Origin of the sequence: Methylobacterium sp. P1-11 (genome assembly GCF_008329595.1) — a bacterium.
Lineage (GTDB): Bacteria > Pseudomonadota > Alphaproteobacteria > Rhizobiales > Beijerinckiaceae > Methylobacterium.
Map to the genome: position 1 here is coordinate 24,755 of NZ_NPKS01000002.1, position 18,451 is coordinate 43,205.

Here is an 18,451-nt window from a genome sequence, read left to right on the forward strand (position 1 = left end):
CCGGCCACACTGCATTATTCTGCGTTGACGAGGTGCAGTTTGCTGTTTTCTGCGCCCGGGGAAGGCTTTAAGGATCGTGTTGCGGGCGCGAAGACAGCCTCCGTCAGGCAGCATCGCGCGCCTGCAACGCCCCCCGGTCCCGAGTCCAGAAAGGCCGTTCCCGATGGCGGATACCGTCAAGGCCACCCAGACCGTCATCAAGAAGTACGCCAACCGGCGCCTGTATCACACCGGCACCTCGACCTACGTGACGCTGGAGGACCTCGCCACGATGGTCCAGAACGGCGAGGACTTCGTGGTGTACGACGCGCGCACCGGCGACGACATCACCCGCTCGGTCCTGACGCAGATCATCTTCGAGCAGGAGAACAAGGCCGGCGCCGAGAATCTGCTGCCGGTGGCCTTTCTGCGCCAACTGATCCGCTTCTACGGCGACAGCATGCGCACGATGGTGCCGAGCTTCCTCGAATTCTCCATGGCGAATTTCGCCAAGGATCAGGACGGACTGCGCGAGAAATTCGCCCACAGCTTCGGTCCGTCGGCGTTCCAGAACGCGATCGAGCAGCAGGTGCGCACCAACATGAACTTCTTCGGCGACGCCATGAAGATGTTCACGGGGTTCGCGCCGCCCGCCCCCGGAGCGCAGCCGCCGGCGCCGACTCAGCCCACGCCCTATGCCGGCGGCGAGCTGGACGATCTCAAGCGCCAGATGCTGGAGATGCAGCAGCGCCTCGAGGCGCTTGCGAAAAAGTAATTTCCGGCCGGCACGGCTGGATAAAGGGTTGACGATTAGTAAACGCCGGCCCCACCTTTGCGACACAGGCACGGAAACGTGCGGAGAATGTGCGCATGGTGCGTATCGGAACAGTCAGCCGTCTCGGCCCGACACAGGTCCGCGCCACTCGGCGCGATCCGATCCCGGACACGGACGAATCGCCGGAGCCGGCGCAGGCGCTCGTCTTGATCGATGGGGGTCGGGCCGAAGGGCAATCAACGGGTCGGCCGGCGGCGCGCGCAGCCGCGGGAAAACCGCGCGCCGGCTTCATCGCACAGCTGCTGACGGCCGACGATCCGTCGCTGCTGCCGTCGCGCCTGACGCGGACCCAGATGGCCGCCGCGCGCTACGCGGAGGCCGCGCGACGCCTCGCCTGAGGCGCCGCCTTCGCGAGGCTCAGGCCTCGGCGGACTTCACCTTGAGGACCTGACGGCCGCGATACATGCCGGTCTTCAGGTCGATGTGGTGCGGACGGCGCAGCTCGCCGGAATCCTTGTCCTCGACATAGGTCGGCGCCTTGAGGGCGTCGGCCGAGCGGCGCATGCCGCGGCGGGAGGGGGAGGTCTTTCGCTTCGGAACGGCCATGGCTGGATCCTTCGTGACGCCGCGGACAAAGCGGCGCGCGGGCGGCTCCTCGATCGAGGATCGCCACGCACACCGCGGGATACGGATGAGGGCGGGCTTATAGACCCGGCGCCGGCCCGTGGCTAGGGGTGCGGGACCACAACCGTTAAGCGTGGGTTCAAGCGGGGCGGTGCAGGTCTGCGGAGACGGCACCGCGGATCGGGCCGCCCCTCACGGGAGAACGCCATGGCTTCCTCCACCAAGACCCTTGCCCTCCTCGCCCTGCTGTCCAGCCTCGTCGCGGCACCTGCCCTGGCGCAGGCGCCCCAGGCGCCGACGACCGCGGCGCCGACGGCCCCCGCGAGGCCCGCGGCCCCGAGCGCACCGGTTGCCGGATCGCCGAACGCCGCCAAGGGCGCGCTCATCGACCTCAACAGCGCGAGCGCCGAGGAACTCGACGCGCTGCCCGGCATCGGCGCGGCGCGGGCGGCCGCGATCATCAAGGGCCGGCCGTATCGCGGGAAGGACGACCTCGTCGCCAAGAAGATCATCCCGAAGACCGTCTATGACGGCATCAAGGACAAGGTCATCGCCAAGCAGAAGTAGCCGCTACTCTGAGATCGCCCCCTGAGGCATGGAGAAGCCCGGGGGCGTCTTCTCGGCCGCGGCCTTCGGGGCCGCGTGCCGGGGCGCCTTCTTGCGGGCCTCGGCCTTCGGCACCTTGGGCGCCTTCACGGCGGGCGGCGCCTCGCAGGCGCGGAAGGTGAGCTGCGCCAGGGGCATCCCGTCCTCGGTGACGATCGCGACCGGATCGGGGAAGGTCGGCAGCGTCGGCTGCCAGTGGATCGGGCCGCCCAGCATCGCCTCGATCCCCGCCGGGGCGCCGCCGCGCCGCAGGGTCGTGAAGTCCGGCCCGTAGGCGGTGGCGACCTTGCCGGCGATCACGACCTGGAGAACCTCGTTCACTTCGGGCGTCAGCGGCCTGAGCGGGTTCGTCGTGTTGATCTGCCCGGCTCGCGTGATCACCATCTTGAAGCCCTTGCCGCTCTCGAAACGGGCGGCCTGCGTCCCGCAGGGCTGCGCGAGGCTCGGGCCGGCCGCCGGCATGGGGCTCGTCGCCTGAGGGGCGCCCGGCTCCGGCGTCGGGACCGGTGCCGGTGCAGCGGGCACGGTCTGCGCCGGAACGGCCGGCGCGGGCGGCGTTCCGCCGGGCACGGCCGGAGCGCGCTGGACTATCGACAGGCAGAGCGGGCCGGCCAGCAGCAGACCGGCCGCCCCGCGCAGGCTCGGCTTCATCGGCCGGCTCCGGGCGGATCGCCGCGGAGCGGTTCGCTGCGCTGCGTCCGGTCGAGGGCACGGATCGGTTCCAATTCAATCGCTTCCAGATCGAGCACCCGCGGGTCGAGCACCTGCGCGCTGCGGTCGATCGGGCTCTTGCGCGGTCCGACCGAGCCGATGAACAGATCCTCGTCCTCGACGTCGAGTTCGGAGCCCATGCGCAGAGGCTCGCGCCGGCCGCGGGCCGCCATCCCGGCGACGGCGACGATGGCGACGGCGAAAACCAGGATAGCCAGGATGATGAACAGGCGCTCCATGAGGAGGCAAGCTCTAACCTGCGGTTCAGGCCGCCGCCACCCCATCGCGGCCCCGATCGGGCGCGGAACGCTCCTTGCGTGGGCCGCCGGACCGGGTAGATGCGGGCAGACCGGAGCCGGGACCGACCGATGCAGCACGAGCCGAGCCGTGAGCCCGAGGAGCTGGAGGCGCACCTCCTCGGACTGATCGAGGCCGCCCGGGACCAGGCCCGGGAGGACCCGTTCCGCAATCCCGTCCTGGCGGTGACCCTGGCGATCACCCGGCGATTCGACCGGAACGAGATCTCTGCCGGCGACCTGGACGGGCTGTTCGTGCGCCTGCGCGCCGCATCTCTCTCGGCCCGGGCGGAGCGGCTGCGGGCCTATGTCGGGCTCGAGTCCGGATCCGCGGATCGCGAGGCGGGGATCCCGGCCCGGCTCGTGGCGGCATTTCCCGACCGGTCGGACAGCGTCGAGGCCTTCGCGGCCCTGATCCACCGCACCGCCTTCGCGGTGGTGTTCACGGCCCACCCCACCTTCGGCATGCCCCGGGCCGTGGCCGCCCTCCTCGCCGAGGCGGCGAGCCTGCCCGACGCCGCGGACCGCGCCGGACTGATCGAACGGGCGGCGGCCCTGTCCACCCGGCCGGATGCGCCGATCACCCTGGATGTGGAGTTCGAGCAGGCCTGCGCGGCGGCCAATAACGGGCGGCTCGCCCTCGACGCGTTCAACGGCGCCCTGCTCGACGCGGCCCGCGCCCGCTGGCCCGAAAGCTGGACCGAGCTGACGCCCCGCCCCTTCGCCATCGCCAGCTGGGTCGGCTGCGACACGGACGGACGCACCGATATCGGCTGGTGGGACACCCTGCGCTACCGGCTGATCTCGAAGCGCATGCAGTTCGACCGGGTGATGCGCGACCTGCCCGAGATCCCCGCCTGCCGCGAGGTGCGCGCCCTCGCCGAGAACGCGCTCGCGGCCGTGAACCGCCAGCTCACCGTAGCGCCGCGGCTCGGCGACCAGCCTTCCCTTGAGGCAGTCCATCGCTTCGCCCTGGCTCTGATCATCGAGCGCGAGCGCGCCCAGACCGATGCGGGTGCGCTGATCGCCGCGCTGACCACGGCCCTCGAGACCGCAGACGACGCGGGCGACCAGCGGCGGATCGCCGTCCTGCGCGCGGGCGTCGCGACGCACGGCCTGTCGAACGCCCTGCCGCATTTCCGGCTGAACGCCAGCCAGATCCACAACGCGGTCCGCCGGGTGATCGACCTGGAGGGCGAGCCCACGGACGCGGCCCGGCGCCGCTCGCACCTCGCGACGATCCACACCCTGCTGAACGACGTCCGCCCGGTCGCCGTCGATTTCGGGGCGCTCGCCGCCGAGCGGGCCTCGGCCGCCCGGCTGATGATGACGATCGCCCAGATCCTCAAGCACGTGGACGGCACCCATCCGGTGCGCTTCCTTATCGCCGAGACCGAGACCGGCTACACCCTGCTCGCGGCCCTCTGGCTCGCGCGCCATTACGGCATCGCCGACAAGCTGGAGATCACGCCGCTCTTCGAGACGGCGAGCGCCCTCGAGCAGGGCATCCGGGTGCTCGACGACGCCCTGCGCAACCCGCACTGGCGCCAGTATCTCAAGCGCATCGGCCGGCTGACCGTGCAGTTCGGCTATTCCGATTCGGGCCGCTATGTCGGCCAGCTGGCGGCAACCTTCTGGATCGAGCGGCTGCGGCTGCGCATCACCGAGATGCTGGTCCAGAACGGCCTGTCCGACGTCGAGCTCGCGATCTTCGACACGCATGGCGAGTCGATCGGGCGCGGCGCCCATCCGACCTCCCTGCGCGACCGGCTCGCCTATCTCGCCCCCGAGGATGCACGGGATCGCGCCCGCAAGGCCGGCATCCGGGTCCGGCTCGAATCGAGCTTCCAGGGTACCGACGGCTACCTGCTCTACGGCACCGAGGCGCTGGCCCGGGCCAGCGTCGCCCGCATCGCCGAGCACGTCTACGCGCTCGACGTGACGGAGGAAGATTCCTTCCCGGACTACGCCCTGAACGATCGTCCCAAGGCAGCCGACGCCAAGGTCGATCCGATCTATGCCGAACCGGATTTCGCCCTCGAATTCTTCACCGCGGCCCGCCAGGACATGGAGGCGCTGGTCGACGACCCGGGTTACGCCGCCCTGCTCGGCACCTTCGGACCGAGCCTGATCGACCGGACCGGATCGCGCCCGGTGGCGCGCCAGACCGACAATGGCGGCCCGGCGCGGATCACCCATCCGCGCCAGATGCGGGCGATCCCCAACAACGCGATCCTGCACCAGCTCGGCTTCCTGGCGAATTCCCTGCACGGGATCGGCCGGGCCGCTCAGCGCGGACCGGACCTGTTCCGCGACATGCGCCGCGATTCGGTGCGCTTCTCGCGAGCCTTCCGGCTGGTGCAGCACGCCGCCTCGGTGGGCGACCTCGACGTGCTGCGCGCCTATATCGACACCCTCGACCCGGCCGTGTGGCTGGAGCGGGCGCGCCGCACGCAGAAGGATTTCCGTCGGGACGAGCTGGTGGTGATCTCGGGCGCGCTGGAGCGCCTCGATCTCGCCCCCGCGCTCCGGAACCTGTTCGGACGTCTGACCCGCGACTGGCTCGCCCTGACCGCGGCCGCCCCGGACCTCCCGACCATGTCGGCGCGGCTGACGCTGCTCCACGCCCTGCGCCTCGCGCTGATCCACCGGATCTGGTTCCTGGCGGTGCACATCCCGGGCTTCCGTCCGCAGGCGGGCATCTCCCGCGAACAGCTGCTGGAGCGGTTCCTGCGCCTGGACATCGAGGGCTGCCTGAAGCTCCTCGACGCGATCTTCCCGATCACGCCCGATCCGACGCTCGGCCTCAATTTCGGCGAGCCGGCAGGGCCGCGCGATGTCGGCACCTACGAGGCCGAGCACGCCAACCTGTTCCAGCCGATCCGGCGGATGTTCGATCAGGTCCGCGAGATTTCCGGAATGATCCAGCACGAGGTCGGGGCGTTCGGCTGACGGCGACGCCGTCCCGCAGGCCGGGTGCCGGGGCGCAATCTGGCCCGGCCTGTGGCGCGGCCTATATCGCCGGCCATGGAACAGGTCGTCGTCTGGTTCGATGGAGGCTGCCCTCTCTGCCGGCGCGAGATCGCGCTGATGCGCCGGCTCGACCGATGCGGCGCGATCACCTTCGTCGACGTGGCGGAGGATGCGAGCACTTGCCGGGCCTCGCGGGCGGACATGCTGGCGCGCTTCCATGCCCGCGAGGGCGGGCGCATCGTGACCGGCGCCGCGGCCTTCGCGGCGATGTGGCGCGCGATCCCGGTTCTACGACCGCTCGGGCTCCTCGCGCGGTCGGGCCTCGTCCTGAACGCCCTCGAGCGGCTTTACAGCGCTTTCCTGAGGGTCAGGCCTCGGCTGCAGCACCTCGCCCGGCGGCTCGAACGGCCCCGGGCTTCAGCCTGAGGGGCATCCGCCGAGACGCGCTCACGCGGCCTCGACCTGCAGGATCGTCCCGCCGACAGCAATCACCCGTACCCGTACGCCGGCCGGCAGGTCGGGTCCCTCGATCCGCCAGAGCGTGTCGTCGAAGCGGATACAGCCGGCCCCCTGCACGATCGGCGCGTCGAGCACGCCCTCGCGCCCGATGAGGCCCCTGTCGGCCCGGTTCAGCGCGGGTGCCGGCGGTCTGGCACCGCCCCGCTGAAGGCGCGCCGCGACGGCGACGAAGCCGACGGCCAGCCCCGCGAACAGCAGAGCCTGACCCTGCCAGGGCAAAGGCAGCGCGGCGGCGGCGAGGCCGGTGGCCAGGGCCGCCAGACCCAGCCAGATCAGGAACACGCCGGGCGCCAGGATCTCGGCCCCGGCCAAGACCAATCCGGCGATCACCCAGCTCCAGGCGGGCCCGAGCGCCGCCACGGCGTCGAGGACTTGGGTGATCATCGCCCGTCAGGCCCGCGGCTGGGCAACGTTGGGCGGCGTCCCCATGCGCCGGGGCGTTGCCGCGCCATCGCCGAACACCGTGCGGGTGAGTTCGCCGATCCCGCCGAGGGTGCCGGCAAGCGCCGCTGCCTCGATCGGTACCACGACGACCCGCTGGTTGGGCGCGGTGGCGATCGCCCGCACGGCATCGACGTACTTCTCGGCCACGAGGAAATTCGCCGCCGCGATGTCGCCTTCGGCGATCGCCCGGCTGACCATCCCGGTCGCCGCCGCCTCGGCCTCGGCGGAGCGCTCGCGCGCCTCCGCGTCGCGGAAGGCGGCCTCGCGCCGGCCCTCCGCCTCCAGGATCGCCGATTGCTTACGCCCCTCGGCCCGGAGGATTTCGGCGGCACGCTGCCCCTCCGCCTCCAGGATCGAGGCGCGCTTCTCGCGCTCGGCCTTCATCTGGCGGGCCATCGCCCCGGCGAGATCGGCCGGAAGCACGATGTCCTTGATCTCGATCCGGTTGATCTTGACGCCCCAGGGCGAGGCCGCCGCATCCATCACCCGGAGCAGGCGCTCGTTGATCTCGTCGCGGTGGGCGAGGAGCTGGTCGAGATCCATGCCGCCGACCACCGTGCGGATATTGGTCATGGTCAGGGTCGTAGCGGCGAGGTCGAGGTTCGAGACCTCGTAGGAGGCGCGCGCCGCATCGAGCACTTGATAGAACACCACGGCGTCGATGGTGACGCCGGCATTGTCGCGGGTGAAGGCCTGCTGGCTCGGCACGTCGATGACCTGCTCCATCACGTTGACCCGCCGGCCGACACGCTCGACGAAGGGCGTGATCAGACCGAGGCCGGCCTCAAGGCTGCGGGCGTAGCGGCCGAAGCGTTCCACCGTGTAGACGTAGCCCTGCGGGACGATCTTCACGCCCGCCGCCAGTGTAATGACGGCCAGCGCCGCCACGATCACCGCGAAGACGCTCAGCCCGAACGGAAGCCCCATCGACAACCCCCTCCCCTGCCGGCCGCCCGTGCGGCGCGGCCACGCGAGCCTAACAGGCCGGTGGAGGCGCCGCGACTGCGCGCCGGGGCCTGCAACCCGCCGGCCCGCCGCGCGCCGGCGTGAACGGCCTGCCACTCATCTCGATCATCATTGGTTCAGGCCGCGGCGCTTAGGAAGCCGGCAAGCGTCGCGTTTGTCGTCGCTCCAGACCTGACGTCGCAACGCTTGTTGAAGAAACATTCGGCATGATCCCCGCCACCCTCGCCGCGGAAAGAAGTCCTTTCGCGCCGCTGCGGGCGGCAGAAATCCCCACCCAACCGGACTCGGTGCGCGCGTGAAGATCGCTGTCCTCGCACATCTGAAATACCCGATCGGCCAGCCCTATGCCGGCGGCTTGGAGATGCACACGCATCTCCTCACCGTCGCGCTGAAGCGGCACGGCCACGATGTCACGCTGTTCGCCAGCCGCGGATCGGACCCGGCGCTCGATCCGGTGATGCTCTGCGATCCGACCGGGGACGCGCTCCTCGACCCGGAGCGCGAGGAGGCGATCGACCGAACTGAGGAGGACGCCTACCGGCGCATGATGGAGATGGTCGCGGCCGGAGGCTTCGATCTCGTCCACAACAACTCCTTGCATGCCCTGCCGCTGCGCGAGAGCGCCCGGCTGAGCCTGCCGTGGATCACGGTGCTCCACACGCCGCCCTTCGAATCCCTGGTCGGCGGCGTCGTTCAGGCCGATCCCGACATGGCCTTCCTCGCGGTCTCGCCGTCGCTGGCGCAGGAATGGGCGCATCTCGTGCCCGGCGCGCAGGTGGTCGATAACGGCGTGGACCTCTCGACCTTCGCGTTCTCGGAAGCTGCCGACGCACCGCCTTACGCCTTCTGGTCGGGCCGGATCGTGCCCGAGAAGGGGCTTCACCTCGCGATCGACGCGGCCCGCGCCGCAGGGCTGCCGCTGACCTTCGCCGGCCCCAAGCTCAATCCCGGCTACTGGGCCGCCGAGATCGCCCCGCGGCTGGGGCCGGACCTGACGCATCTCGGCCATCTCTCGCACCGCGATCTCGCCCATCATCTCGGCCGCGCCCGGGTGGCGATCGTCTCGCCCCGCTGGGAGGAGCCCTTCGGCCTCGTCGTGGCGGAGGCGCTCGCCTGCGGCACGCCGGTCGCCGCCTTCCGCCGCGGCGCTATGCCGGACATCCTGGACGCGTCCTGCGGCCGCCTTGCCCGCCCGGACGATGCGCAGGATCTCGCGGTGGCGATTCGTCAGGCCGCCGGCCTGTCGCGCCGGGCCTGTCGCGACCGGGCCGAGGCGCTGTACGACGCCACCGCCATGACCGGACGCTATCTGGAAGCCTACGACGCCGTGATCGCGCGCTGCGCCGAGCGGGCGCGACCGACCCTGCGGGTCGCCGGAGGACGCGGCTGAACGGCGCGGATCCGCGCCGCAATTCCGCACCCGAGCCCGGAGCTTGGCGGCGTGACGCCCCGCCCTGACCTCCGCGGCGCATGCGGGTGCCACGGGAGACCTGCCATGAGTACGGACGCCGACCATCCGGCCCCATTACCCTGCGTCGTCTGCATCCCCGCCCGCAACGAGGCCGAGCGCCTGCCCCGCCTGCTCGCCTCCCTGGCGGCGCAGAACGGCGTCTCGGCACGGGCGCCCCTGCGAGTCGTGGTGCTCGCCAACAACTGTACGGACGGGACCGTCCAGGCGGTGCGGGAGGTCGAAGCCTCGGGCATCCTCGCGACCCTCTCCCTCCGCTTGATCGAGGCCGAACTCGTCGGCGCGGAGGCCCATGTCGGCACCGCCCGGCGCATGGCGCTCGATGCCGGTGCCGACTGGCTCGCGGCCGAGGAACAGCCGGACGGAATCCTTCTCACCACCGACGCCGATGCCCGCCTGCCGGCCGATTGGGTCGGGGCGAACCTGCGTGCCCTCGAGGCCGCGGACGTCGTCGGTGGCCGGCTGGTGATCGACGATGACGGTGCTGCGGATCCGGACCTCGCCGACCTGCACGCGCGCATCGAGCGCTACTGGTCCGGCGTCCGCCGCCTGGAGGACCTCCTCGACCCGCCGCCGCACGATCCCGCGCCCCGCCACGGGGACCATACCGGAGCGAGCCTGGCCGTTCCGGCCGTCCTGTACCGGGCGGTCGGGGGCCTGCCGGCGCTGCCCTGCGGCGAGGACAATGCCCTTGTCGGGCTGCTGCGCGCCAACGGCGCACGCCTGCGCCATTGCCCGGAGGTGCACGTGCTGGTCTCGTCCCGGCACCAGGGCCGGGTCTCGGGCGGCATGGCCACGGAGATGCTGCGCCGCACCCGCGTCCTCGACGGGGAAGCCTACCTGCTGCCGGTGGCCGCCCATTGGCAGGCGCTGATCCTACGCCGGGCGGCGTTGCGGCGGGCTTTCCATCTGGGGCCGGAGGCTCGCGCCGCTTCCTGCGCGAAGCTCGGGCTCGACGCGGAGGATCTCGCCTCCATCGGCGCCTGCCCCAACGACATCGCCTTCGTGGAGCGGGCCGACCGGATCCTCGAATCGCGCAGCCCGCCGGCGCGGGAATGCGCCCTCGATCAAGCGGTCGCCGATCTCGACGCCCTCGCGCGCGCGCTGAGGGACGCCGCGTGACCCGCGGCATCGGCTGGTACGTCCACCACCAGGGCGCCGGCCATCTTCAGCGGGCGCGGGCGGTCGCTTCCGCCCTGCCCCGCCCCTGCACGATCCTCGGAACGCTCACCGGCCTCGACACCGCAGGACTCGACATCGTCGACCTGCCCGATGACCGCCCCCTCGGCACGGCAGCCTTCGACGGCCGGGACGGCGCGGCCGAGCGGCCCGAGGCGCTGCACTACGCCCCCCTGAACCATCCGGGAATTCGGGCGCGGATGGCGCGCATCGCCGCCTGGGCGGAACGGACCGATCCGGCCCTGATGGTCGTCGACGTCTCGGTGGAGGTGGCGCTCCTGGCGCGCCTCCTGTCGGTGCCGACCCTGGTGGTGCGGCTCGCCGGCACCCGGACCGACCGGCCGCATCTGGAAGCCTTCCGCAGTGCGACGCGGCTGCTGGCCCCCTTTCCCGCCGCCCTCGACGGGGTGGGCGTGCCGGACTGGGTCCGGAGCAAGACGCTCTACGCGGGCTTCCTCGGCACACCGGCGCAGGGCCCGACCGCGGCGAGCCGCGACATCGTAGTGGTGTTCGGCCGCGGCGGGGCGGGCGGCAGCCTCGCGGATCTCGCGGCGGCGGCGCGGGCGGTCCCCGACAGGCCCTGGCACGTCCTGGGGCCGGTCTCAGGATCAGGATCCAAGCCCGACAATCTGCATCTGCACGGCTGGGTCCCCGACGTCGAGGCACGGGTCGCGCGGGCGGCGCTGCTGGTGGGCGGCGGCGGCGATGGTGTGGTCGCGCTGGCGGCTGCGCAGGGGAAGCGCTTCCTCTGCCTGCCAGAGGCGCGGGCCTACGGTGAGCAGAGCGAGAAAGCCGAGGCGCTGGCGCAGCTCGGTGCCGCCATCGCACACCCGGGCTGGCCCGCGGCCTCCGACTGGCCCGGCCTGATTCGAGCGGGTCTCGCCCTCGATCCGACCGTGATCGGCGGGCTGCACGATCCGGACGCGGTCTGCCGATGCGCGGAGGAGATCGAGGCGCTCGTCAGGCGATCCTGACGATTGGCGTCCGGCTGCCCGACCCTACCGGCCGAGCAACCGGCCAAAGTCTTACCCTCGAACGCAAGTCCGCCGTAGCGAAGCCCGCTCCGGCAGCCTCCCTAGCGGCCGAGCCTCAGGAGATCAGGTCGAGCTTGGCCGCCTCGATCCCGTCGCCCCGGATCGCGTCTGGAATCGCGGAGAAATCCCGGTACCCGGCCTCTCGCGCCATGGCGTCGAGGGCCGTCTGTTCGTCATCGGCCGCTCCGGTCCAGAGAACGGCGCCGCTCTTCTTTTGTCTGATCTGGAAAATACTCATCGATCCCTCCCCGGTCGCGACAAGACCATCGCGGAGCTAACGTCGCTATACCCGGGTGGTTGCAGGTTGATCGCTGGAAACGGCCGCGCTCCGGCAGCCGCGACGCCATGCGGCGCCAGACCCGGCGACGGCCTCGCCCGATGGCGCTATGCTCATCCGATCCGGGATGGCTCGCCATGAAAACGCCGACCTGCGCAGCGAGAGAGAGGCAATACCAGCTTAGCGCCGATTGCGAGGCCCCCACCGTGAAATACGTCCGTTGGCGCGCCTCCCGCCTCAGCGTCCTGTGCGGGCTCGCGATCCTCGTCGCGTCACCGGCCCGGGCCGTCGAGACTGCCGCGGTCCCCGACGCCGCCGCCATCGCACCCGCGGTCACCGTCGTGCCGGCCGAGAGCCGCGAGATCGTCGAGCGGGCCGTCGTCACCGGCACGCTGGTGCCCCGGGACGAGATCCTCGTCTCCCCCGAGGTCGAGGGCCTGCGGATCACCGATCTCCTCGTCGAGGAGGGCGACCGCGTAACCAAGGGTCAGGTGCTCGCCAAGCTGTCGCTGGAAATGATCGTGACCCAGGAAGCCTCCAACGCGGCGGCGATCGCCCGGGCCGAGGCGGCCATCGTGCAGGCCCAGAGCCAGATCGTTCAGGCGGAGGCCGCCAACGTCGAGGCACGCCAATCCCTGGAACGCGCCCAGGCGCTGTCGAAGACCGGCAACGCCACCGCGGCCGTGCTGGAGCAGCGCGTCTCGGCGGCGCAGGGTGCCGAGGGGCGCCTCGCCGCCGCCAAGGGCGGCCTGCAATCCGCCCAGGCCGACCTCGCCACGGCGCGCGCCGCCGGCGCCGAGATCGCCCTGCGGCGCGCCCGCACCGACATCCGGGCGCCCGAGGCCGGGATCATCAACCGCCGCACCGCCCGGATCGGCGCCGCCGCCACCGCGGCGGGCGAGCCCCTGTTCCGGCTGATCGCCCGGGGCGAGATCGAGCTGGAAGGCGAGGTGCCCGAGACCTCCCTGGCGCGCATCCAGGTCGGCAACCCGGCGAGCCTCGACCTCGATGACTGCCGCCGCCTCGTCGGCAAGGTGCGCCGGGTCTACCCGGAGGTCGACCGGGCGACGCGGCTCGGCAAGGTCCGCATCCGCCTCGGCGACGATCCGGTCCTGCGCATCGGCGCCTTCGCGCGCGGCAACGTGGAGGTCGCGCGCCGCACGGGCGTTGCCGTGCCGGTCTCCAGCCTGCTCTATGCCGCCGACGGCCGCGCCAGCGTCCTCGTGGCGAAGGATGGGCGCGTCGAAGCGCGGCCCGTGACCACGGGCCTCTCCGCGGAGGGCTTCACGGAGATCCGCGCAGGCGTCGCCGCCGGCGAGAGCGTCGTGGCCCGCGCGGGCAGCTTCCTGCGCGACGGAGACCGGGTGCGCCCGGTGCCGGCGAACACCGGCACGCCGATCGCCGACGCGGCCCCGCGGTAGGACCGAGCCATGCGCCTCAACGTCTCCGCCTGGGCGATCCGCAAGCCGCTGCCGTCGGTGGTGCTGTTCCTGGTCCTGATGATCCTGGGGCTGGTGAGCTTCCGCGCCCTGCCGATCACCCGGTTCCCCAACATCGACATCCCGATCGTCTCGGTGACGATCACCCAGTCGGGCGCCGCGCCCGCGGAGCTTCAGACCCAGGTTACCAAATGGGTCGAGGATTCGGTCGCCGGCGTGAAGGGCGTCAAGCACATCCTCTCCACGATCACCGAAGGCACCTCGACGACGACGATCGAGTTCCGCCTGGAGGTGAACCAGGATCGGGCGACCAACGACGTCAAGGACGCCATCGCCAAGATCCGGCAGAACCTGCCGCGCACCATCGACGAGCCAATCGTCTCCCGCGTCGAGATCGCCGGCCTGCCGATCATGGTCTACGGCGCCTCCGCGCCCGCCATGACGCCCGAGGACCTGTCGTGGTTCGTGGACGACGTCGTCGCCCGGGGCCTGCAGAGCGTGAAGGGCGTCGGCGGCGTCGAGCGCCTCGGCGGCGTCGCCCGCGAGATCCGCGTCACCCTGAAGCCCGACCGCCTGCTGGCGCTGGGCATCACCGCCGCCGACGTGAACCGGCAGCTGCGCCTGACCTCGGCCGACATGGCCGGCGGCCGGGCCGAGGTCGGCGGCCAGGAGCAGTCGATCCGGGCGCTTGCCGCCTCGGCGAGCCTGGAAACCCTGGCCAAGACGTCGATCGTGGTGCCGGGCAACCGCAAGGTCCGCCTCGACGAGCTGGCGACCCTGTCGGACACCGCCGAGGAGCCCCGCACCTTCGCGCGCTTCAATGGCGAACCGGTGGTCGCCTTCGCGATCTCCCGGGCGAATGGCGCCAGCGACGCCGACGTGTCGGTGGGTGTCGCCAAGAAGATCGCGGCGCTGCACTCGGCGAATCCCGACGTGCGCTTCGACCTGATCGACACCAGCGTCGAGAACACGATCGGCAACTACCACTCGGCCATGATGGGCCTGATCGAGGGCGCGGCGCTGGCGGTCGTGGTGGTGCTGCTGTTCCTGCGCGACTGGCGCGCGACGCTGATCGCCGCCGTGGCGCTGCCGCTCTCGGTGCTGCCGACCTTCTGGGTGATGAGCGCGCTGGGCTTCTCACTCAACGCGGTCAGCCTGCTGGCGATCACGCTGGTCACCGGCATCCTGGTGGACGACGCGATCGTGGAGATCGAGAATATCGTCCGGCACATGCGGATGGGGAAGTCGCCCTACCGCGCGTCGCTCGAGGCCGCCGACGAGATCGGGCTCGCGGTCATCGCCATCACGGCGACGATCATCGCGATCTTCTCGCCCGTCTCGTTCATGGGCGGGATCGCCGGCCAGTATTTCAAGCAATTCGGCCTCACCATCGCGGCGGCCGTGTTCATGTCGCTGCTGGTGGCGCGGTTGATCACGCCGCTGCTCGCCGCCTATTTCCTGCGCGACCACGGGCCGGACCACGAGCGCGACGGGTTCGTGATGCGGGGCTACACCCGCCTCGTGGCGTGGTCGGTGCGCCACAAGTTCATCACGCTCGTGCTCGGCATCGCGTGCTTTGCCGCGTCGATCGCCTCCACGGGCCTGCTGCCCGCGGGCTTCCTCCCGGCGGAGGATCAGGCTCGCACCCTGTTCGTGGTCGAGCTGCCGCCGGGCGCCCGCCTGCCCGACACCGTCCGGGTGGCGGACCGGATCGTCGACAAGATCCGCGCGCTGCCCGAAGTGAAGAGCGTGTTCGTGGATGGCGGCCGCCAGTTGCCGGCCAAGAAGGAGGTGCGGCTCGCGAGCCTCACCATCAACCTGACCCCGAAGAACACCCGCCACAAAACCCAGAAGCAGGTCGACGCGGAGGTCGCGGCGATCCTGCGGGAGGAGCCGGACCTGCGCTTCTGGGCCCTGCGCGAGGGCGGCCAGCGCGATCTCGCGCTGATCATCGCCGGCCCCGACAAGGCCGTGGTGGCCGAGACAGCCGCCAAGCTCCAGCGCGAAGCCCAGCAGGTCCCGCACCTCGTCAACGTCATGTCGACGGCGCCGCTCGACCGGACCGAGGTCCGGATCCGGCCGAAGCCCGGCGTGGCGGCCGATCTCGGCGTCACCACCGACACCATCGCCGAGACCGTGCGGGTCGGCACGATCGGCGACATCGGCATGAACCTCGCCAAGTTCAACGCCACCGACCGGCAGGTGCCGATCCGCGTGCAGCTCCCCGAGAGCCTGCGCGGCCGGCTCTCCGAACTCGAGACCCTGAAGGTGCCGGTGAAGGGCGGGGCCGCCGTGCCGCTCGCCACCGTCGCCGACATCAGCCTCGGCCAGGGGCCGACCGGCATCGACCGCTACGACCGCGCCGTGCGCGTCGCCCTCGAGGGCGACATGCAGGGCACCGACGCCCTGGCGGAGCTGATCTCCCAGGTGATGAACCTGCCGACCGCCAAGAACCTTCCGCCCGGGGTGACGATCAGCCAGACCGGCGACGCCGAGGTGATGGGCGAGGTCTTCGAGGGCTTCGCCCTGGCCATGGGCGCCGGCCTGATGATGGTGTTCGGCGTCCTGATCCTGCTGTTCGGCAACTTCCTGCAGCCGCTGACCATCCTGTTCTCGCTGCCGCTCTCCATCGGCGGCGCGATCCTGGCGCTGCTGATCTGCCACATGCCGATCTCGATGCCGGTGGTGATCGGCATCCTGATGCTCATGGGCGTCGTGACCAAGAACGCCATCATGCTGGTGGATTTCGCCGTCGAGCAGATCCGCGCCGGCGTCGACCGCAACACCGCGATCGTCGATGCCGGCCGCAAGCGCGCGCGACCGATCGTGATGACCACCATCGCGATGGCTGCCGGTATGGTACCCTCCGCGCTGGCCTACGGGATCGGCGGCGAGTTCCGCGCGCCGATGGCGGTGGCGGTGATCGGCGGCCTGATCGTCTCGACCGTGCTGTCGCTGGTCTTCGTGCCCGCGATCTTCGTGCTGATGGACGATCTGTCCCGGTTTCTCGGGCGGCTGCTCGGCCGCTTCGTGGGCCAGCGGGACGATCCGGAGGATGAACCCGCGTACGCGCCCGGGGATCCGGCCAATGACGGGCGGCCCGCGCCGCCGCGGATCGCCGCGGAATAGAGCGGATCAGCGGGGGCCACGCAGGCGGGGGCCGCAGGCCGTCGGTCAGTCTCATCCACACCGTCATCCCAGGGCCGCGAAGCAGGGCCCGGACTGACGTCGATACGCCAATCGAGGAGGTTGAGCGGGCAGATCGGCGTTCTTGGCCCTTGAGTCGGCGGCGCGCATTGCGCGCAGCGCCGCAATAGGCTGTGACTCGCCCCCGTCGAATCAACGGAGACGCGCGAAACGATGTCGGGTGGTCACGGGGCGATCGAGGGGTCGAACAAGCGCGTGGCGCTGTTGATCTCGGTGCTGGCGTTGTTCCTCGCGTTCAGCGAGACGCTGGGCAAGGCGTCGCAGACGGATTCGATCGGGGCCAATGTCGAGGCCGCGAACCAATGGGCCTATTTCCAGGCCCGCACGATCCGCTCGACGGTGCTCAAGACCGCCGACGAAGCCCTGGCGCTCGTTCCGCCCGGGCCCAACCAGGACGCGATCGCGGCCAAGCGCGCCGAGTGGGCCAAGACCCTGGCACGGTGGGAGTCGGAGCCCGCCACGGGCGAGGGCCGCAAGGAGCTGACCGCGAAGGCGCGGGCCTCCGAGGAGCGGCGCGACCTCGCGCTGCTGCGCTACCACCATTACGAGCTGGCCTCGGCGGCCTTCCAGATCGGCATCGTGCTGGCCTCGGCTGAGGTCATCACCGGCATCACCCTGCTGGTCTTCGCCGGTGGCTTCCTGGGTCTCGCCGGGGCGGCCCTCCTCGGCTTCGGCTATCTCGCACCGCACGCGCTGCCGTTCTTCCACTAAGCGACGTCCCGGGCCGGGAGCGGTGTAACGCCAGCCCCGATCGATCGAACCTGCGCGCCGCCGGACTGGACGCGCACGCCGGAAGCTGATCGTCTCGGCCCGTTCCAGGGGGGAATGATGTCGGACCCATCAGAAGAACAGGGACGCCTGACCAAGATCGCCAGCGCGATCTTCCTGCACACCGAACACGCGATCTACGCGGCCCTCGGCCTCCTGCTGGCGCTCACCGCCCTCATCGCGCTGGTCGATGCCGCGGGGCTGACCTGGGCGGCGATGCGGGCGCTCGGCGGCGCCGCACAGATCCTGGAGGTGATCGACCGGCTGCTGTTCCTGCTGATGCTGATCGAGATCCTGCACACGGTGCGGGTCTCGATGCGGTCCGGGGCGCTGACCTGCGAACCGTTCCTGATCGTCGGATTGATTGCCTCAATCCGGCGGGTCCTGGTCATCACCCTGCAATCCTCGGAGATCACCCACGCCAAGGACTGGTCGCCCGAGAAGCAGGCGCTGTTTCAGGCCTCGATGATCGAACTCGGCGTCCTGGCGGGCCTGATCGTCACGATGGTCTTCGCGATCTTCCTCCTCCACCGGGCCCGCGACGACGGCAGACCGGCCGGCGAGGAGAAGCCGGCCGGCGAGGCCTGATGCCCGGATGCGGGATCAGTTCATCCGCAGGATCGCAGCGTTGAGGAGCGTCGCGAAGGCGACCCAGGCGGCGTAGGGCACGAGGAGCCAGGCCGCGATCCTATCGAAACGCCAAGTCAGGCGGATGGTCCAGAGCACCATCACCAGCAGCATCGCCACGACGATCAGCCCCGCGCCGATTGCGTGGGCGGTGAAGAAAACCGGCGTCCAGGCGGCATTGAGAATGAGTTGCACCAGGAAGGCGGCCAGCGCGAGCCACCAGCCCTGGCGGCTCGGCCCGGTGCGCGGCATGGCGCCGAGGAGCCGCCAGAGCGCGACCGCGATCATCGTGTAGAGGATCGTCCAGGCGACCGGGAACACCCAGTTCGGCGGGTTGAAGACCGGCTTGTTCAGGCTCGCGTACCAGCCCGGGATCTCGGCCTGGGTCGCCAGCGAGCCGATGGCCGCGGTGGCCGCCACCGGCAGGATCGCGGCCGCGAGGCGCAGCCAGGGCGGCAGGGGCGGTCGCTCGGGGACGCGTGTGGCGGCAGTCATGGTCGATGGTCTCCACGGGCATGGCTTCGGAGAGGGCTCGGGCGCGCGGCTTGCCGGGGCCCAC

The 18,451-nt window shown here is 71.1% G+C and carries 19 protein-coding genes; 12 read left to right on the forward strand and 7 right to left on the reverse strand.

Annotated elements, in window-relative coordinates; all coding sequences use genetic code 11:
- The first annotated feature begins 163 nt into the window (after window positions 1–163).
- Together phaR and CIW48_RS02245 are read left to right on the forward strand one after the other, a co-directional pair.
- Entirely contained in the window at window positions 164–754 is a 591-nt protein-coding gene (gene phaR, locus CIW48_RS02240; RefSeq protein WP_149308694.1) for a polyhydroxyalkanoate synthesis repressor PhaR, read from the forward strand.
- A gap of 95 nt (window positions 755–849) precedes the next feature.
- Complete coding sequence (locus CIW48_RS02245) at window positions 850–1,152, forward strand: hypothetical protein (RefSeq protein WP_149308696.1); 303 nt, start codon at window positions 850–852, stop codon at window positions 1,150–1,152.
- Between the two features lie 19 nt (window positions 1,153–1,171).
- On the opposite strand, the gene rpmF is transcribed toward CIW48_RS02245, so the two are convergent.
- Window positions 1,172–1,360, reverse strand: coding sequence for a 50S ribosomal protein L32 (rpmF, locus tag CIW48_RS02250; RefSeq protein ID WP_003601373.1), 189 nt, complete (start codon window positions 1,358–1,360; stop codon window positions 1,172–1,174).
- A 225-nt stretch (window positions 1,361–1,585) separates the two neighbouring features.
- On the opposite strand from rpmF, the gene CIW48_RS02255 reads away from it, so the two are divergent.
- Window positions 1,586–1,945, forward strand: coding sequence for a helix-hairpin-helix domain-containing protein (locus CIW48_RS02255; RefSeq protein ID WP_149308698.1), 360 nt, complete (start codon window positions 1,586–1,588; stop codon window positions 1,943–1,945).
- A 3-nt stretch (window positions 1,946–1,948) separates the two neighbouring features.
- Here CIW48_RS02255 and CIW48_RS02260 read toward each other — a convergent pair whose 3' ends face one another.
- Both CIW48_RS02260 and CIW48_RS02265 read right to left on the reverse strand, forming a co-directional pair.
- The gene (locus CIW48_RS02260; protein WP_149308700.1) at window positions 1,949–2,635 is read right to left on the reverse strand and encodes a hypothetical protein; all 687 of its coding nucleotides are present in this window, start codon (window positions 2,633–2,635) and stop codon (window positions 1,949–1,951) included.
- Complete coding sequence (locus CIW48_RS02265) at window positions 2,632–2,934, reverse strand: hypothetical protein (protein ID WP_149308702.1); 303 nt, start codon at window positions 2,932–2,934, stop codon at window positions 2,632–2,634. The genes CIW48_RS02260 and CIW48_RS02265 overlap by 4 nt, the downstream gene beginning before the upstream one ends.
- 129 nt (window positions 2,935–3,063) lie before the next feature.
- Between CIW48_RS02265 and CIW48_RS02270 the strand changes: the two genes are divergently transcribed.
- Both CIW48_RS02270 and CIW48_RS02275 read left to right on the forward strand, forming a co-directional pair.
- A complete protein-coding gene (locus CIW48_RS02270) occupies window positions 3,064–5,943 on the forward strand; it encodes a phosphoenolpyruvate carboxylase (protein ID WP_149308704.1) in 2,880 nt (959 codons plus the stop codon).
- 75 nt (window positions 5,944–6,018) lie between these two features.
- Window positions 6,019–6,390, forward strand: a complete 372-nt coding sequence (locus CIW48_RS02275) for a DUF393 domain-containing protein (RefSeq protein ID WP_149308706.1) — start codon at window positions 6,019–6,021, stop codon at window positions 6,388–6,390.
- A 21-nt stretch (window positions 6,391–6,411) separates the two neighbouring features.
- Here the strand turns inward: CIW48_RS02275 and CIW48_RS02280 are convergent, their stop codons facing one another.
- Entirely contained in the window at window positions 6,412–6,867 is a 456-nt protein-coding gene (locus CIW48_RS02280) for an NfeD family protein (protein WP_149308708.1), read from the reverse strand.
- Between the two features lie 6 nt (window positions 6,868–6,873).
- Window positions 6,874–7,854: an SPFH domain-containing protein gene (locus tag CIW48_RS02285; RefSeq protein ID WP_149308710.1), complete on the reverse strand. Its 981-nt coding sequence runs from the start codon at window positions 7,852–7,854 to the stop codon at window positions 6,874–6,876.
- A gap of 334 nt (window positions 7,855–8,188) precedes the next feature.
- On the opposite strand from CIW48_RS02285, the gene CIW48_RS02290 reads away from it, so the two are divergent.
- From CIW48_RS02290 to CIW48_RS02300, 3 genes are all read left to right on the forward strand, one after another.
- Window positions 8,189–9,283, forward strand: a complete 1,095-nt coding sequence (locus CIW48_RS02290) for a glycosyltransferase family 4 protein (RefSeq protein ID WP_149308712.1) — start codon at window positions 8,189–8,191, stop codon at window positions 9,281–9,283.
- Window positions 9,284–9,388: 105 nt separating this feature from the next.
- Entirely contained in the window at window positions 9,389–10,483 is a 1,095-nt protein-coding gene (locus CIW48_RS02295; RefSeq protein WP_149308714.1) for a glycosyltransferase, read from the forward strand.
- Window positions 10,480–11,514: a glycosyltransferase gene (locus tag CIW48_RS02300; RefSeq protein ID WP_149308716.1), complete on the forward strand. Its 1,035-nt coding sequence runs from the start codon at window positions 10,480–10,482 to the stop codon at window positions 11,512–11,514. Before CIW48_RS02295 ends, CIW48_RS02300 begins: the two co-directional genes overlap by 4 nt.
- A 115-nt stretch (window positions 11,515–11,629) precedes the next feature.
- Here CIW48_RS02300 and CIW48_RS02305 read toward each other — a convergent pair whose 3' ends face one another.
- Window positions 11,630–11,812, reverse strand: coding sequence for a hypothetical protein (locus CIW48_RS02305; RefSeq protein ID WP_091774868.1), 183 nt, complete (start codon window positions 11,810–11,812; stop codon window positions 11,630–11,632).
- Between the two features lie 176 nt (window positions 11,813–11,988).
- Between CIW48_RS02305 and CIW48_RS02310 the strand changes: the two genes are divergently transcribed.
- From CIW48_RS02310 to CIW48_RS02325, 4 genes are all read left to right on the forward strand, one after another.
- Window positions 11,989–13,272, forward strand: a complete 1,284-nt coding sequence (locus CIW48_RS02310) for an efflux RND transporter periplasmic adaptor subunit (RefSeq protein WP_149308719.1) — start codon at window positions 11,989–11,991, stop codon at window positions 13,270–13,272.
- A 9-nt stretch (window positions 13,273–13,281) separates the two neighbouring features.
- Complete coding sequence (locus CIW48_RS02315) at window positions 13,282–16,419, forward strand: efflux RND transporter permease subunit (RefSeq protein WP_149308721.1); 3,138 nt, start codon at window positions 13,282–13,284, stop codon at window positions 16,417–16,419.
- Window positions 16,420–16,650: 231 nt separating this feature from the next.
- Window positions 16,651–17,208 carry a DUF4337 domain-containing protein gene (locus CIW48_RS02320; protein WP_091774876.1) on the forward strand — a complete coding sequence of 186 codons (558 nt, stop codon included), beginning with the start codon at window positions 16,651–16,653 and terminating at the stop codon, window positions 17,206–17,208.
- Between the two features lie 117 nt (window positions 17,209–17,325).
- Complete coding sequence (locus CIW48_RS02325) at window positions 17,326–17,853, forward strand: phosphate-starvation-inducible PsiE family protein (RefSeq protein WP_091775672.1); 528 nt, start codon at window positions 17,326–17,328, stop codon at window positions 17,851–17,853.
- A 15-nt stretch (window positions 17,854–17,868) separates the two neighbouring features.
- On the opposite strand, the gene CIW48_RS02330 is transcribed toward CIW48_RS02325, so the two are convergent.
- Window positions 17,869–18,387 (reverse strand): TspO/MBR family protein, encoded by a 519-nt coding sequence (locus CIW48_RS02330; RefSeq protein WP_149308723.1) that lies wholly within the window; start codon window positions 18,385–18,387, stop codon window positions 17,869–17,871.
- Window positions 18,388–18,451 lie beyond the last annotated feature (64 nt).